A 14,434-nucleotide genomic window follows, 5' to 3' on the forward strand; every position below is an offset into this window, starting at 1 on the left:
GTCGCCCAATCTCCAGACTCAACTGTCATTCTCGCCCGAGTACTCGATGCTGATCTCTACCCTTATCGACGGCCGATTGATAACGCCACCCCTGCAGGACGAACCTCTCTTACCCTGGTGGAGTTTCACGAAAACGGTGTTAGCCGCGACAGCCCTGACGTTAGTGCGCGACGGTAGGCTCGACTTGGATGCTTCGCTTCCCGAGGGTGATTTCACTTTGCGCCAACTTCTGCGTCACGAGGCGGGCCTGGCGGACTATGGCGAACTTCCCGAGTATCACGCCGCCGTAGCCAATCATGAGTCTGCATGGCCCGTAGGCGAAATGATGGAGCGCCTGGATGGGCACCGACTCCGATACAGCCCTGGTACGGGTTGGCATTATTCGAATGTTGGTTTCATGCTGGTAGCCCAGATCATCGAGCGTGCTGCCGATCTGTCGCTCGCAGACGCTCTCAAGCAGCAAGTACTGAGGCCGCTCGACATATCGACGGTTCGCTTGGCAACGGAACGTGCTGATCTGAATGGGAAGTACCTGGACAGGTCGTTGAGTTACGACCCCGGCTGGGTATATCACGGATTGCTGATTGGCCCTGTTTCACAAGCTGCCTGGCTCCTAGATGGCGTGCTTGCTGGAGATCTCCTACCGGACAATCTGCTTCGGGAAATGCAGACGACGCGAGTACTGGGTGGCCCAATGACAGGTCGGCCTTGGTTGGCGCCTGGTTACGCGCTCGGCATGATGCGAGGCGGAATCGAGGATGATCTGATGTTGGCTGGGCATACCGGATTGGGGCCAGGCAGTGTTATCGCGGTCTATCGATGTTCCGTTGGTAACTCCGCCGCATGCTGTGCAGTTCACTCGATTCGGGCGGATGAGGCAGGCGTCGAAAAGCTGGTAGTTCAAGAAATACGAGCGGTGCTGGCAGTGACACGCTGAAGTTACGCGTGCCTCTCGGTGCGGCCTCTCTTCGCAACGTCCGCTATGGGTCGGACAGCGACGGTCATAACTCGACCGCCGCTGTAGGCCTCTCAGGCCTCCGTCTGCTGCGCCACCTCCAATGCGTCATCGACTTCAATACCTAGGTATCGCACCGTGCTTTCAAGCTTCGTATGGCCGAGCAGGAGTTGAACTGCCCTCAGTTTTTTTTCCTGCGATAGATCAATGATGCCTTCGTACGTCTCATCGTGTGGGTACCGTACATTGCTGGGTCAAGGCCAATAGCCTTTATCCACGCTTTGACGATTCGGGCGTACTGCCGAGTGGAGAGATGCACTGAGGCGTGTAGCCGGCTTGGAAAAAGGCAATCCTCGCTATGAAGACGAGCTTGATGTATCCAGGCCTCAAGGGCCAGCCGCGTTTGCTCTGTAATCTCAAACTGTACGGGGCGCTGGGTTTTCTGCTGCATCACCATTGCTCGTGATGACACGTGCTCCCCATGAGCAACGTCGCGTACGCGAAGCTTGGTCAGATCGCAGGCTCGCAGCTTGCTGTCGATGGCCAAATCGAAGAGAGCTAAATCACGAGTGTCTTGCGCGATTTGAAGCCTCACCCGAATGGCCCAGATATCTTTCAGTCGAAGCGGGGCTTTCTGCCCGACCAGTTTCCCTTTGTTCCAAGGCTGACGTCTGTTGGTTGTAATAGCTTTCATGGCTTGTCCTCCATCTGAGGGAGGGCAAGGATGGCCAACTCGGCCCAGAGGCGCTAACCGACCCATTGCAGCCGTTTAGACAAAGCAGTGGATGCCACGGCCTACGCTGCTCACTGATCGGCCAAGCATAGATACTGATGTAACTGCTCTCCAAGAACCTCGAACGCCTGAGCGATCCTGTTAATTTTGCGCAGGTCATTGTGCATTGCGATCCACACCTCAACCTCAAATCCAAAATCGTGTGGTAGCACATGTACCAGGCCGTGCGATTTTGCGATTTGCGTCGGGCAGAGTCCGAAGCCTAAGCCCGCTCTCAGAGCGGCCAGCTGAGCAAGGTGATGATCAGAGGCAATGGCGAAATGCTGGTCGGCATCGCACAGACCAGAGTCGATAAACCGACGCAAATCCGCTGAGCGTCTGTCTGGCCCGATCAGCGGTCGCTGGCGCAGCGACAGCAGGGAGGCTGGATTACCGTAGCGCTCCAGGCACCCGGCACTGGCATGGATGCCAATCTGCAAACTGCCGACACGCCGCACCGTGATATCCGCTTCATTGGGCCGCATCAGCCGCACCGCAATATCCGATTGCAGCCTGGCGATGTCTTCAAGGGCATCGCTTATGCTCAGCTCAAGTTTGAGTCCGACGTATTCGTAATGGAAAGGGCGCAGCAGGTCGGGCAATACTTCGACGCCAAGCAACTCGCCACAGGCAAGCCGGACTGTACCGTGATCCATCGACGCTTCAGAGCTGGCCATGCGGTTGAAGGTTTGCGCGGCCAGATCCATGGCCTCCACATGTTCGATCAGGCGCTGCGCTCCGGCAGTAGGCGTCAGTCCTTGAGGTGTGCGGGTGAACAGACTCACACCGAGAGCGTGTTCAAGACAGTCGAGGCGCCGGCGCGCAGTGGCCTGGGCGATACCCAGCAGCTTCGCGGCGCCGCTCAGGCTACCAGAGCGCACCACGGCGAGAAATACACGCTGGCTTTCCCATTCAATACCGCTCATACATTCTTGGCCAACAGTTGCTCCTAATTTGATCTTCTGCCCGAGCCTGTGAAAAGCGATCATTCGCCCACATTTTTCCGGGCGTCATTGTAAGGAACTAACGCATGAGAATCACCGGTCAGTGCCGATGTGGGCAAGTCACCCTTGAGATCGTGGCGCGGCAATTGCCGCCGCTGTATGCCTGCCACTGTTTGAACTGCCAGCGCTGGAGCGGCAGTGCGTTTGGTCTGCACATGCTGAGCGCGGCTTCGGCTGTTCAGGTGTCTGGCGAAACGGCGATCTTTGAGCATGAACACCAAGGTCAAACGTCTACCCAACATGCCTGCGGTACATGTCATACCCGGCTGTTCAACGAGACGACGGCAGTACCCGGCATGCGAGTGGTACGGGCCGGCATCCTGGAAGGGGCTGAGCGCTTCGAGCCGGTTGCGCATATCTGGACTCGGCGAAAGCAGCCATGGCTGGTGCTGCCGGGAGCTATCGCACAATGGCAGGAGAGCCCCACGCCAGAAGCATTCGCCGCCGCATTAGGGTAAAAGAGCTTGCTCTTCCATAAGTGAAGGTGTCGCTCGCCAAGCGGCAAATTATCAGGGTTGACTACGTCCGCTTCGGGTCCAGGCTGTGTGAAAACCCAAGCGGTTCTCTGAAGAGCGCGAGCGTACGTGAAATCTGAAATGGATTGGTTATTCAGCTAACCCAGATTTCGCGCAGGAGCGCGAAATTCTGGTCGTTTTCTTACCAGTCGGATCGCGCCAAGCGTTTTCACACAGTCTGGGCCGAGAGCTGCCGGTCGTGAATGCCAATTTACGACCCAAGCCCATCCTTCGCGAAGATAGGCGTGCGGCCAGAGCGGATGGCCTAAATCAGACCTGTTATCTAAGCCGAAACGGGATCATGCTTGGCGGGCTTACTGAAACAATCCGCGAACGACTTCCCTCAACCATCGATTTCCATTGTCCTGATGATAGCGGGCATGCCAATGCTGTTTGACCGTGAATCCCTCCACTTCGAACGGGCAGTCATGGACCTGTAGCCCATGCATATCGGCCAGTGTCTGCCCGATATGCCGCGGCAAGGTGCCCAGTAGGTCGGTAGTTCCGATTATCTTCCCCAACCCGAGAAACGCTGGCAGCTCCAGCATGATCCGCCGTTCGATCCCGGCCCGCGCCAATCCCGCTTCCAGCAGCTTCTGCCCGGTGCCGAAACTGATCTGCACATGCCCCTCGGCCCGATACCGCTCCAGGCTCATGCCATTGCCCAGGCGCGGATGCTGCGGGTTGCTCAGGCACACCCAGTCCTGCTCGAACAGCACCTGCTGATACATCCCCCCGCCCAGCCAGGGCACGAAGCCGATGGCCAGGTCCGCTTCACCCGATTCCAGCGCGCTCTCGGTATTGCCGTCGATCCGCGCCGCCTCCAGGCGGATACCCGGCGCATGGCTGCGCAGATGGTTGAGGATGCTGGGCAGCAAGGTGATGTGGCTGGCATCGCTGACACACAGGCGAAAACGCCGCTGCGCTGTGGCGGCGATGAACTGCGGCTCCCAGGCGGTCAGCCGGCGCAGCGATTCCAGCACCTCGCGGCACGGCCCTATCAGCTGATCGGCGCGCGGGGTAGGGGCCATGCCGCCCGGCGTGCGCACGAACAGCGGGTCGTTCAATTGCTCGCGCAGGCGCGCCAGCCAGATGCTGATGGTCGGCTGGCTCTGCCCCAGCTGTTCGGCGGCACGGGTCACGCTGCGGCATTGGTACAGCACGTCGAACAGCTGCAGCAGCTTGGGTTCGGGCAGGGCCTCCAGGCGAGTCATTATTGAAAATCTCAATAGCTGTATTGAGGCCATTGTATAGCGCAAATAAACCCTGCTGCATAAGGTGATCGCAAATCACAGGAGGTCTGCGACGTGAAAATCTGCATTCTGGGCGCCGGTGCACTGGGTTGCGCCATTGGCGCGGCCCTGAGCGAGGCAGGGCATGAAACCTGGCTGCTGAACCGCGGCCGCGCGCACGTCGAGGCGATGAACCAGCATGGGCTGCGGGTGCAGGACGAACGGGGCGAGCGCTATGTACCGGTCAACGCAGCCATCGAAGCCGAAGACGTTGGCGTGACCGATTTGGTGGTGGTGCTGGTGAAGTCGTTTCACACTGCCGAGGCCATCGCCGGTGCCCTCGCGCTGATAGGCCCGCAGACGCTGGTGCTGTCGCTGCAGAACGGGCTCGGCCACGAGGACATCCTGGCCGAAGTGGTGGGTCGCGAGCGGGTGCTGGCTGGCAAGACCTATGTCGGCGGCGTGCTCCTCGCGCCGGGCTCGATCCGCGCCGGTGTGGCCGGCAAACAGACCTTCATCGGTGAGCTCGACGGCCGGCTGACGCCCCGCGCGCAGGCCATCGCCGAAGCGTTCAACAATGCCGGGCTGGCCACCACGGTCAGCGACAACATCCTCGGCACCATGTGGGACAAGCTGCTGGTCAACGTCGCCACCGGTGCGTTGAGCGGCATCACCATGCTCAGCTACGGCCAGCTGTACAGCGAGCCGCTGCTGGAAAGCACCGCCAAGGCCGCCGTGGCCGAGGCCATCGCCGTAGCCGAGCGCGCCGGCATCCGCTTGAGCCTGACCAGCCCTGAGGCTGCCTGGTCACTGGCCGCCGAAGGCCTGCCGGCGAGCTTCCGCACCTCGATGCTGCAGAGCCTGGAAAAAAACTCGATCACCGAAATCGACTTCATCAACGGCTCCGTCGTGCGCTGGGGCCAGCGCCATGGCGTGGCCACGCCGGTCAACGCGACCCTGGTGGCCTGCATCAAGGGTATCGAGCGCGCCATGGCCGATCACCAGAAGGGAGAAACCCCATGAGCCAGCCAAAAGCCTACCTCGAACACGTGGCGTTCTGGGTACAGGACATTCAGTGGCATATCCGCTTTTTCAGCGAGGTGTGCGGCATGACCATGCGTGAAGTGCAGGGTGACGTCGAGCAACCGGCGCAGTACTGGACACTCGGCGGCCTGCAGTTCATTCACCAGCCGGACTTCGCTGGCCCGGAAGGGCGCCTGGCGCACCTGGGCATCATGTGCGAAGACCTGGAAGCGGCACTGGCCGCCGCCCAGCGCTTTGGCGTCAGCGAAATGCCCCAGGGCCGCAACTGGCTGCGCCTGCCTGATGGCCTGGCGGTGGAGTTCATCCAGGCGCTGCCGGCCAAATGCGTAGCCCAGGCACTGGCCATCGACCCGCGCGCGGAGGTGCAGGCATGAGCGTGATTGAAAAGTACTGGGACGATGCCCGCGAAGGCGATGAGTGCATCAGCCCGACCTACACCGTAACCCGCGAACGCATCCTGGCCTACGCCGACCTCACCGGCGACCACACCCCGGTGCATGTCGATGAGGCCTACGCCAACGCCAGCCATTTTGGCTGCCTGGTCGCCCACGGCCTGTTCGGGCTGTCGATCGCCGACGGCCTGAAGACCCAGTGCGAGTACCGCTTCGTGCCGGGCATGTCGCTGGGTTGGACCTGGGACTTCGTGCTGCCGATCAAGGTCAACGACGTGCTCCACGTGCGCATGCGGGTGGGGGCGATGCGCCCGAGCAACAGCCGGCCTGGCTGGGGCATCGTGGTGCTGCCTTCGGAGCTGATCAACCAGCACGGTGAAGTCGTGCAACGTGGCGAGCACCGGTTGATGGTGCCGCGCAGGGCAGCAGCATGAGCCAGGCATTGCCATTGGCGGGTATCCGCGTCATTGACTACAGCCACTTCCTCGCCGGCCCCTATGTCGGCCGTTGCCTGGCGGCGCTCGGCGCAGAGGTGATCAAGGTCGAGCGGCCGGGTAGCGGCGACGCTGGCCGCCAGCATGCGTTCACCCTGGACGACCAGCAGAGCGGTTATTTCCTGCAGCTGAACATGGGCAAGCAGGGCGTCAGCGTCAACATGAAGGACCCGCGCGGCAAGGCGTTCATGCAGCGCCTGACCGATTCGGCCGACGTGTTCATCGAGAACTACCGCCCCGGCGCCCTGGACAAGCTGGGCCTGGGCTACGCCGAGCTGTCGGCGCGCAACCCGCGCCTGGTGTACTGCTCGATTTCCGCCTACGGCCATACCGGGCCGGACGCCCACCGCGCCGGCTTCGGCCTGATCGCCGAAGCCAAGAGCGGGATCATGCAGATGGTTGGTGTACCGGGCGAGGCACCGCCGCTGCTGCGTATTTCCCTGGGCGACATGTACACCGGCATCCACGCGGTGGCGGCGATCAATGCCGCGCTGCTCGGCCGGGTGAGCAGTGGCCGTGGCCAGCACATCGACATGGCGCTGTACGACACCCTGGTGTCGATGCACGAATACGCGGTGCAGTGTTACACGCTGTCCGGTGGCACTGTGTTGCCCCAGCAGACCGGCCACGACATGCCCACTTCGACCCTGTACGGCGTGTTCCGCGCCACCGACGGCGACCTGGTGATCGCCGCCCAGGTCGACGATGCCTGGCAGCGCTTCGCGGCCATGCTCGAAGCTAACGGCGGCCCGCCCGGGTTCGGCAGCGACTGCCGCTACCACAGCCTCAACGGCCGCAACGCCCATCGCGAGGCGATCCTGGCGGTGGTCCGCGACTGGGTTGGCGCGCGCCGGGTGGCCGAGATCCTGGCGTTGCTCGATGGCATCGACATCCCCAGTGCCAAGGTCCAACGCATCGACGAGGTGCTGGCCGACCCGCAGATCCAGGCACGCAACATGGTCATCGAGCAACAGCACCCACGCTACGGCACGCTGCGCCTGGCCAACCTGCCGTTCCGCTTTTCCGACTGCGACACCACGATTCACCAAGTAGCCCCGGACCTTGGCCAGCACAACGCCGAAGTGGCCGCCGGGCTTGGCTTCAGTACTGAAGAAATCACTGCCTTGCAGGCGGATGGCGTGTTGTTTACCCACGGAGATGCACGATGAGCGACCGCTACGCAGTGATCGGCCGACCGATCAATCACACCAAGTCCCCGCTGATTCATGGCCTGTTCGCCCAGGCCAGCAACCAGCAGCTCGAATACGGGGCTATCGAGGGCTCGCTGGACGACTTCGAAGCCCAGGTACTGCAGTTTTGTAGCGAAGGCGGGAAGGGCATGAACATCACTGCCCCGTTCAAGCTGCGTGCCTTCGAGCTGGCTGACCGGCGCAGCGAGCGGGCGCAATTGGCACGGGCGGCCAATGCGCTGAAGTTCGAGGATGGCCGCATCGTCGCCGAGAACTTCGATGGCATCGGTTTGCTGCGGGACATCGAGCGGAACCTTGGCGAGCCGCTGCGCAACCGCCGTGTGCTGCTGCTGGGTGCTGGCGGCGCGGTGCGCGGGGCGTTGCTGCCGTTCCTGCAGGCGGGGCCTCGCGAGCTGGTGATCGCCAACCGGGACATGGCCAAGGCGCTGGCGCTGCGTAACGAGCTCGATCACTCGCGTCTGCGCATCAGCCGCTACGAAGCGCTGGAAGGTCAATCGTTCGACATCGTGGTCAACGCCACCTCGGCGAGCCTGACCGCTGACTTGCCGCCACTGCCGGCCGATGTGCTGGGCGAGGCGGCCTTGGCCTACGAGCTGGCCTATGGCAAAGGCCTCACGCCTTTCCTGCGCCTGGCCCGCGAGCAGGGCCAGGCGCGCCTGGCCGATGGCGTCGGCATGCTGGTGGAGCAGGCCGCCGAGGCGTTTGCCTGGTGGCGCGGGGTGCGGCCCGACACACGTGCGGTGATCGATCAGCTGACGATTCCCCTGGAGTAGGTCGATGGTCGCCAATGTACTGATGCTGCACGGCATCAACTACAACATGTTCGGCAAGCGCGACCCGCGCCAGTACGGCACAGCGACCCTGGCCGACATCGACCAGGCATTACAGGCCCTGGGCGAGAAGCTGGGGGCGCAGGTCGAGAGCTTCCAGAGCAACTTCGAGGGCGCCATGTGCGAGCGCATCCATCAGGCCCATGAGGACCGGGTGGATGCCGTGCTGATCAATGCCGGTGCCTGGACCCATTACAGCTACGGCATTCGTGATGCGTTGGCCATTATCGAAGTGCCGGTGGTTGAAGTGCACATGTCCAACATTCATGCCAGGGAGCCATTCCGCCATCACTCGGTATTTGCCGAGGTGGTGCGCGGGCAGATCTGCGGGTTTGGTGTCGAAACCTACCTGCTGGCGCTGCGTGCGGCGATGAGCATGGTCTGAGCAGGGCGCAGGGGTCGGCTCTGCGAGTGGGTTTACCCGCGAAGCAGGTGACACGGGGCATGCGGTGACGGCGCCTGAAGTGACCGTAGGTGTGGCGGGTGTCCTGCTGCCTACCCATCCAGCATGGATGGAAAGCCAGTAGCGACTTCCGTGACTGCATAGTACGGTCCGCCTTCAACAAGCCACCCGGTTCGTTGCCTCCAACCCCACGGACCGGGGCTCTCATGACCTGGGAGGTCGAATGGACGTCGCTACAACGATCAGTCAACAAGAACTGGATAACGCCTTGGTCGCGTTTGCACGCTACAAAATCGGAGAAATCAAGATCTTCGACCTGGAGCAGGCAATGAGCTTCGAAGCAGGCCAAGCCTTGTCCCAAAGCGGGCTGGTCCGGTTCTCAATTACCAAAATGGTGTCAGGACGTTATCGCATCAGCGATGAAGGAGAGAACGCCATCACAGAGGCTGGGCGGGATCGCCTTGAGGTGATCCGCGCCTGACCATAGGTCCAGCTTGCGAAGGCCGCAGTCGCGTTCTGCGGCCCTGTCGTGTCATATCACTTTCACCGCGCGACCAATGAACTTCACCGGCCCTGTCGGCAGACCGGTCGGCGAGCCACCGGCTTTCTCCAGCGTCAGCTCGAACAGTTGATTGGCCTCCAGGGGTGGCAAACTTTCCAGCGGAACCCGATAGGGTTCGCCCGGTTTGACCAGGCCAAGCGAAACCGGAGCACGCCATTGCTCGCCCTTGGTCCAGAACTGCAGGGCCATGCCGTCGGGGACCTTGTCCTTACCCAGCGGCAGCAGTTCGATCATGTGGCTGTCGCTGGCCTGCACCACCCAGCCGGGGGCCTGGCTGTTCGGCGCCACCAGTACCACCAGGTATTCCGTGGTAGGGGGGGGCGTGGTCAGCAAGGTAAACGCCAGCAGCAGGCTTGCAGCAAGCCCTGCGGCGCTGAGCCCTTGCCACAGGCCGAGGCGTTGCCACCAGCGAGCCTGCGTGCGCGGTGCGGGTAGCTCATCGAGGCTGCGCTGGATACGGCGCCACAGGCGGGGGCTCGGTGGCTGCGGGGTAGACAGCGCGGTCAGCTCCAGCAGCCGGGCCTCCCAGGCATCCACGGCGGCGCGAAGCGCGGGGTCGGTACGCAGGCGTTCGGCTGTTGCGGCATATTGCTCCGGCGACAAGGTCCCCAGCACGTATTCCCCGGCGAGGCTGTCCAGTTCTTCGGCAGAATCGGGCTTCATTCCAGACACTCCCGTAGCGCTTTGAGGCTGCGTTTGATCCAGGCCTTGACAGTGCCCAGTGGCGCGCCCAATAAACCGGCTATCTCGGCGTGGCTGCAGCCGTCCACGTAGGCGTGCAGGATGCAGCGTTGCGGTGCGGGCTGCAGTTGTTCCAGGCAGCGGTAAATCTTTGCTGAGCCGGACCAGAGGTCAAGGTCATCAACCCTCCCGTGCAATGTTGACGCAGTTTCGGTGTCGGCATCGGTCAGTACAGTTTCACGGCGGGTATCGCGTATCGAATTCAGCGCCAGGTGGCGGGTAATGCTGTAGATCCAGCCTCGAGCCGAGCCGCGCGCCGGGTCGTAGCTGGCTGCGCGGGTCCAGATGCGGATGATCGCATCGTGGACGATGTCTTCTGCGGTGGCGTCGTCACGTGCGATACGCCGGGCAACGCCCAGCAGGCGCGCGCCTTCGTGATCGTAGAGCGCCTGCAGGGCCCGCCGGTCACCCTGTGCACAGGCTAACAGGCAGCGGTGGAAGTCGAAGGGGGCGGCCGGCGAGTTCAACGTGTGTGGCTTCCTTGTGTAAGGCAAGTACCCCGGCCATCCAGCCGGGGGGCTTGCCATCGAGCGTAGATCATCACTCGCAGGGCGTAGGGTCAGGTGCGTGTCACTTGGCTGTCCAGAACACATAGTCAGCCTGGTACTGGACGACCTGCCTGGCACCTTTGTTCTGCGCCGTGCAGTCGACTGACGGCGCCACACCGCCGCGGGTGGCCAGGCGCTGGATATAGCTGACACCTTGCATGGCGCCTTTGCCTTCGGCCGGGTTGGCCTTGACCAGTTGATAGGGGATGGCGCCTTTGTCCGCCGGTGCCACTGCCAGCTGGGTACCGGTGACCTTCGAGCCATCCTTGGCCTGCCAGGTAGCGGGTGGGCCAAAGTAGTCGCCCACCTGTTTACCGGTACGGTCATTGAGCACTGCCTTGGGGCCGACGAAAGTCCATTCGGTCTGACCGGGGGTGTTGGCCTTGTCGCGGCACTCGTAGGTGATCTCGCCGACGCCGACGGTTTCGAGCAGGACGCGATGGCCATCAGGGACTTTGACCGCTTCTGGCAGCGCGGTCTGGGCGTGGGCGGGCGGCAGCGCAAGGGCGAGGCTGCAGGCAAGCAGGCAGGCGGAATATTTCAAGTTCATTTGCAGTGCTCCTGAAAGTCATTGGGCTGGGCAGTCAAAGGCCGCCCACTAGCAATACCCGCCAACGGGTGGACTGGATGCACGGAATGAAAAAAATGCGTAGCGAGATGACCCTGCATGTGCTTGCCTACCATCTCGAACGAGCGATGAGCCTCTTCGCCATCGCAGGACTGCTTTAACGCGCGCACCCCGACAACCCCACGAGGACACTGCAAATGAAGCGTTTGTTACTAGGCCTGTTGCTTGCCGCATCGGGCGCTGCCCACGCCGGTATTCCGCTGTTGAACGCAACATGCCCCGGCAATATCGAGGTCCATGCCGATAAAGGTGGGCCTGTTTACATCAACGGCAAGGAAGCCACGCTGAAGAAATTCAATGACAACTATTTCGAGGCCAAAGGTGGCGGGGTAACCGTATCGTTGTCGATCAACCCGGACGGCTCGCCTGACGTCTCGTATACCGGTAAGAACAAAGCCAATGGCGTATGCCAGATCAAGGACTGACTGCGCGATCGCGCTGTTTGGCTGGCGCGGTGTCAGCGGGCTGCATCACGGCGCTGGAACGGGAATTGCTGTGACCCCTGAGACATTGATCATGCGGAGTGCGCAGAAATGACTCAGGATGACCGCTATTACATGATTTTCAGCGTGGTTGCTGTGCTGGTACTCGACCTGGCGGCGACTTATGTGTTTCTCAATGCCATTCCCTGACCCCGGTTATGGGGTAGGCCTTACTCGTAATCGGGGGCAAGGCAGGGCGTGAGGAAAACGCCCCGAACCCTATATAGCAAACAAACCTGATGCCCTGTTGTCGTTGAGCAGTAACATGGGCAGGACAAAACCAAAAAAAGGGCAGGCTGCTTGGCAACATTTCCCAGTTTTCGATGGGGCTGCAGGAGCGTGTCGCGTGAAAAACTCAAGTTCGCGAGCAGGTGCAATACTGGTAATCGGGGCAGCCTCGTTGTTCGTCGCAGGCTGCGCACAAAACCCTGATGTGCGTGACAGCCACGATTATACCGCTGGCACTACCGTGAAAAGCTCACCCGCCTATCTGGGCTGCGTCAAAGGCGAGCTACAAGGGAATGTGAAAACCTATGAAGTCGAGGGTGATAACGCGGTCAGGCTTTTCGTCGAAAGCACTGACCCTGACAAGGCAGAGGGTCTGGTAGAGTTGCGGGGCACGGGAAGCGAGCGCCACTTCACGGCCTATCAACGTGATGCCTGGTACGACCATGGCAGGTTGCTGGATGCTGCACTGATGTGTTCAAAAGCTTAATCATCCAACCCCACACCAATAGCCCGCCGTCGAGAGCGGGCTTTTAGTCTGCCGATCGCCTGACCGGCAACGTTCAAAAAAGGGCGGGTGGGGCCGGTATGGCCTGAGCAGCGTTGCTTTGCATTTGCCGGCCCCGCCCGTAATAATCGTTGTATTTGGATGGAGAGTCGCAGGTGGAAGCAAGAAGCGTAGTCGCCGAAATGTTCATTGGGATTCCGACGCATTTCTGGGTTTTGCCTGTTGCCGGCCTGGTTGCCTACTACGGGCTGAAGTGGTCCGCCAGATCCAGTAATCGTGCCACCCTGCTACAAGCCTCGACTTACCTGTTATTGCTGGTACTGGCCGTTCTGCCCAACGGCTTTTATGCACTGTTTCCTCCCGCGCCCGAGCCGGATGTGCTGTTGAATCAATCACCGTTGCCCAACTATGCAGGGCGTTTCTACCTGGATGCGTTCTATGTCTTCAGTGGCTGGGCGCTGAGCAAAGTGGTCAAGTTGAAGTTCAGCTGAGTCTCAGCTCGCATTCCTGATGCACTGACTGGATCAGTATTTGCTTACCCCTTTTGAAACCGGTGCATCTGGGGGATACAGCAATGCTCTCTGAAGATCTGTACATCATGTTCGTGATTGTCGGTAGTGTGCTGGCCCTGGATATAGCAGCCATCGTGTTGTACAGGGGAGCCAAGCCCTGAGCCCGCATTTGGTTCGCAATGGGGCCGGAACATCATGAGGTCTTCAGCTTTTCTGCTGTACCTGCAGCACCGAACCCTTGTCGTCAGTTACCAGCAATCCGCCGGCGTCGGTGTCGTCTGATTGTCGTTCGGCAAGAGGTACGTCCGGCGAGCGAAAGATGCTACGGCCTTGTTCACCGGTTTTAAGGGTGACGAGTTTGCCGTTCTGATAGAAGAACTGAGTGTTGTTGACGTTGGTTTGCATGGTCTGAAGCCCCTGCCGAGTCGTGGTGTGATGTGCCATGGGCAGTTTCACTGTTGCGGCGTGACCCTGCTACTGGCAGAAATATCAGGTGCGCTGCACAGATCCCGCTTGGGCGCCGTCCTGCAGCAAGACTTTGGTTGATTAGTAACGCGGCGTCACGCCCGTTAGAATGCAGCGCATCCATAACGGTCGATTGCAAATGCCTGACTTTCGTATTTTTATCGCCACTGTGTTGGTTGCCAGCCTCGCTGGTTGCGCAACCCCCGGCAAACCCACTGGCAGCCAACTGACCAGGAAATCGCCGCAGCAGTACGCCGCCTGTGTCCTGCCCAAATGGCAGGCGCTGGCGCCACAGGCCACGCAGAAGTCAATAGCCCACGGCTACCGGCTCACGGCGCCAAGCGCCGTGGCAAGTGACGATGTGCTTGATGTGGTCGACGCTCACGAGGGCAGCCGTGCGACCTTCTACAAGGGCAGCTTTCTGTCTGGCGACAAGTTGCGCCAGGCTGCCAAGCAATGCCTGGATTGAACCCGTGCCCCGAGCGGGTTGTGCCGCCCCGATCGCCTGCAGTTAACCCAACTCATCCCGCTTGTTCAAATGCTCGCACTTCACCTGCGCCTCCTTCCGGCTCGGATAGCTGGGCTTGAGCCGCTCCTTTGCCTGATTGTCATAAATGTCGAACCCTCCACACACGGTAGCGGCGTAGTAGCGGCTGCCAACGCGGAACGATTCCTTTTCGATCGGTACAGCGGGAACGATAACGAATCTTGGTTGCATTTTTCGTGCCTCCCCAGGCAGAGATTTAAGTATTAGTCTCGCAAGAGGTAACCATCAAGCAGCCTCATGAATAAAGGCGTTGGTCCGAACGCCGGTGGGTCGACAGTACTGTCATCAAATGAAAACCCGCTGTCGTCCGATGCGAAGCACCCCGCAAGCCAAGGGCATACAGTCCAATCACCAGCACTGACGC

The 14,434-nt window shown here is 60.9% G+C and carries 20 protein-coding genes and 1 pseudogene; 13 read left to right on the forward strand and 8 right to left on the reverse strand.

Annotated features, from left to right (window positions below; translation table 11 throughout):
• The first annotated feature begins 46 nt into the window (after window positions 1–46).
• Complete coding sequence (locus ACF8FG_RS23075) at window positions 47–937, forward strand: serine hydrolase domain-containing protein (protein WP_318081821.1); 891 nt, start codon at window positions 47–49, stop codon at window positions 935–937.
• Window positions 938–1,029: 92 nt separating this feature from the next.
• On the opposite strand, the pseudogene ACF8FG_RS23080 reads toward ACF8FG_RS23075, so the two are convergent.
• Together ACF8FG_RS23080 and ACF8FG_RS23085 are read right to left on the reverse strand one after the other, a co-directional pair.
• A pseudogene (locus tag ACF8FG_RS23080) lies at window positions 1,030–1,649 on the reverse strand (tyrosine-type recombinase/integrase).
• 110 nt (window positions 1,650–1,759) lie between these two features.
• Window positions 1,760–2,716, reverse strand: a complete 957-nt coding sequence (locus tag ACF8FG_RS23085; RefSeq protein WP_134698454.1) for a LysR family transcriptional regulator — start codon at window positions 2,714–2,716, stop codon at window positions 1,760–1,762.
• 41 nt (window positions 2,717–2,757) lie between these two features.
• Here ACF8FG_RS23085 and ACF8FG_RS23090 point away from each other — a divergent pair, with 41 nt between their 5' ends.
• Window positions 2,758–3,189 carry a GFA family protein gene (locus ACF8FG_RS23090; protein ID WP_014591111.1) on the forward strand — a complete coding sequence of 144 codons (432 nt, stop codon included), beginning with the start codon at window positions 2,758–2,760 and terminating at the stop codon, window positions 3,187–3,189.
• Window positions 3,190–3,560: 371 nt separating this feature from the next.
• Here ACF8FG_RS23090 and ACF8FG_RS23095 read toward each other — a convergent pair whose 3' ends face one another.
• The gene (locus ACF8FG_RS23095) at window positions 3,561–4,460 is read right to left on the reverse strand and encodes a LysR family transcriptional regulator (protein WP_070383903.1); all 900 of its coding nucleotides are present in this window, start codon (window positions 4,458–4,460) and stop codon (window positions 3,561–3,563) included.
• Between the two features lie 93 nt (window positions 4,461–4,553).
• Between ACF8FG_RS23095 and ACF8FG_RS23100 the strand changes: the two genes are divergently transcribed.
• From ACF8FG_RS23100 to ACF8FG_RS23130, 7 genes are all read left to right on the forward strand, one after another.
• Window positions 4,554–5,501 carry a ketopantoate reductase family protein gene (locus ACF8FG_RS23100; RefSeq protein WP_134698456.1) on the forward strand — a complete coding sequence of 316 codons (948 nt, stop codon included), beginning with the start codon at window positions 4,554–4,556 and terminating at the stop codon, window positions 5,499–5,501.
• Window positions 5,498–5,896 carry a VOC family protein gene (locus tag ACF8FG_RS23105; RefSeq protein WP_010953899.1) on the forward strand — a complete coding sequence of 133 codons (399 nt, stop codon included), beginning with the start codon at window positions 5,498–5,500 and terminating at the stop codon, window positions 5,894–5,896. The genes ACF8FG_RS23100 and ACF8FG_RS23105 overlap by 4 nt, the downstream gene beginning before the upstream one ends.
• A complete protein-coding gene (locus ACF8FG_RS23110; RefSeq protein ID WP_060537967.1) occupies window positions 5,893–6,348 on the forward strand; it encodes a MaoC family dehydratase in 456 nt (151 codons plus the stop codon). The genes ACF8FG_RS23105 and ACF8FG_RS23110 overlap by 4 nt, the downstream gene beginning before the upstream one ends.
• Complete coding sequence (locus ACF8FG_RS23115; RefSeq protein WP_014591106.1) at window positions 6,345–7,577, forward strand: CaiB/BaiF CoA-transferase family protein; 1,233 nt, start codon at window positions 6,345–6,347, stop codon at window positions 7,575–7,577. The genes ACF8FG_RS23110 and ACF8FG_RS23115 overlap by 4 nt, the downstream gene beginning before the upstream one ends.
• A complete protein-coding gene (aroE, locus tag ACF8FG_RS23120) occupies window positions 7,574–8,392 on the forward strand; it encodes a shikimate dehydrogenase (RefSeq protein ID WP_318081818.1) in 819 nt (272 codons plus the stop codon). Before ACF8FG_RS23115 ends, aroE begins: the two co-directional genes overlap by 4 nt.
• A 4-nt stretch (window positions 8,393–8,396) precedes the next feature.
• Window positions 8,397–8,834, forward strand: coding sequence for a type II 3-dehydroquinate dehydratase (aroQ, locus tag ACF8FG_RS23125; protein WP_318081819.1), 438 nt, complete (start codon window positions 8,397–8,399; stop codon window positions 8,832–8,834).
• Window positions 8,835–9,075: 241 nt separating this feature from the next.
• On the forward strand, window positions 9,076–9,333 hold the full coding sequence (locus ACF8FG_RS23130) for a hypothetical protein (protein ID WP_014591103.1): 258 nt from the start codon (window positions 9,076–9,078) through the stop codon (window positions 9,331–9,333).
• 51 nt (window positions 9,334–9,384) lie between these two features.
• Here the strand turns inward: ACF8FG_RS23130 and ACF8FG_RS23135 are convergent, their stop codons facing one another.
• The 3 genes from ACF8FG_RS23135 to ACF8FG_RS23145 form a co-directional block, all read right to left on the reverse strand.
• Window positions 9,385–10,077, reverse strand: coding sequence for an anti-sigma factor domain-containing protein (locus tag ACF8FG_RS23135; protein ID WP_014591102.1), 693 nt, complete (start codon window positions 10,075–10,077; stop codon window positions 9,385–9,387).
• The gene (locus ACF8FG_RS23140) at window positions 10,074–10,622 is read right to left on the reverse strand and encodes a sigma-70 family RNA polymerase sigma factor (RefSeq protein WP_010953906.1); all 549 of its coding nucleotides are present in this window, start codon (window positions 10,620–10,622) and stop codon (window positions 10,074–10,076) included. Before ACF8FG_RS23140 ends, ACF8FG_RS23135 begins: the two co-directional genes overlap by 4 nt.
• A 103-nt stretch (window positions 10,623–10,725) precedes the next feature.
• Entirely contained in the window at window positions 10,726–11,253 is a 528-nt protein-coding gene (locus ACF8FG_RS23145) for a DUF3455 domain-containing protein (protein ID WP_014591101.1), read from the reverse strand.
• A gap of 215 nt (window positions 11,254–11,468) precedes the next feature.
• Here ACF8FG_RS23145 and ACF8FG_RS23150 point away from each other — a divergent pair, with 215 nt between their 5' ends.
• The 3 genes from ACF8FG_RS23150 to ACF8FG_RS23160 all read left to right on the forward strand — a co-directional run bounded on the left by ACF8FG_RS23150 (window position 11,469) and on the right by ACF8FG_RS23160 (window position 13,037).
• Window positions 11,469–11,756, forward strand: coding sequence for a hypothetical protein (locus ACF8FG_RS23150; protein ID WP_012052457.1), 288 nt, complete (start codon window positions 11,469–11,471; stop codon window positions 11,754–11,756).
• Between the two features lie 403 nt (window positions 11,757–12,159).
• Entirely contained in the window at window positions 12,160–12,528 is a 369-nt protein-coding gene (locus ACF8FG_RS23155) for a hypothetical protein (protein ID WP_014591100.1), read from the forward strand.
• Between the two features lie 200 nt (window positions 12,529–12,728).
• Window positions 12,729–13,037 carry a hypothetical protein gene (locus ACF8FG_RS23160; RefSeq protein ID WP_019438490.1) on the forward strand — a complete coding sequence of 103 codons (309 nt, stop codon included), beginning with the start codon at window positions 12,729–12,731 and terminating at the stop codon, window positions 13,035–13,037.
• A 225-nt stretch (window positions 13,038–13,262) separates the two neighbouring features.
• On the opposite strand, the gene ACF8FG_RS23165 is transcribed toward ACF8FG_RS23160, so the two are convergent.
• Window positions 13,263–13,463: a hypothetical protein gene (locus ACF8FG_RS23165; RefSeq protein WP_014591097.1), complete on the reverse strand. Its 201-nt coding sequence runs from the start codon at window positions 13,461–13,463 to the stop codon at window positions 13,263–13,265.
• A gap of 169 nt (window positions 13,464–13,632) precedes the next feature.
• Here ACF8FG_RS23165 and ACF8FG_RS23170 point away from each other — a divergent pair, with 169 nt between their 5' ends.
• Window positions 13,633–13,992 (forward strand): hypothetical protein, encoded by a 360-nt coding sequence (locus ACF8FG_RS23170; RefSeq protein ID WP_318082233.1) that lies wholly within the window; start codon window positions 13,633–13,635, stop codon window positions 13,990–13,992.
• Window positions 13,993–14,034: 42 nt separating this feature from the next.
• On the opposite strand, the gene ACF8FG_RS23175 is transcribed toward ACF8FG_RS23170, so the two are convergent.
• Window positions 14,035–14,241 (reverse strand): hypothetical protein, encoded by a 207-nt coding sequence (locus ACF8FG_RS23175; protein ID WP_019438487.1) that lies wholly within the window; start codon window positions 14,239–14,241, stop codon window positions 14,035–14,037.
• Between the last annotated feature and the right edge of the window lie 193 nt (window positions 14,242–14,434).

Source organism: Pseudomonas sp. YQ_6 (genome assembly GCF_043103245.1).
GTDB classification, from domain to species: domain Bacteria; phylum Pseudomonadota; class Gammaproteobacteria; order Pseudomonadales; family Pseudomonadaceae; genus Aquipseudomonas; species Aquipseudomonas alloputida.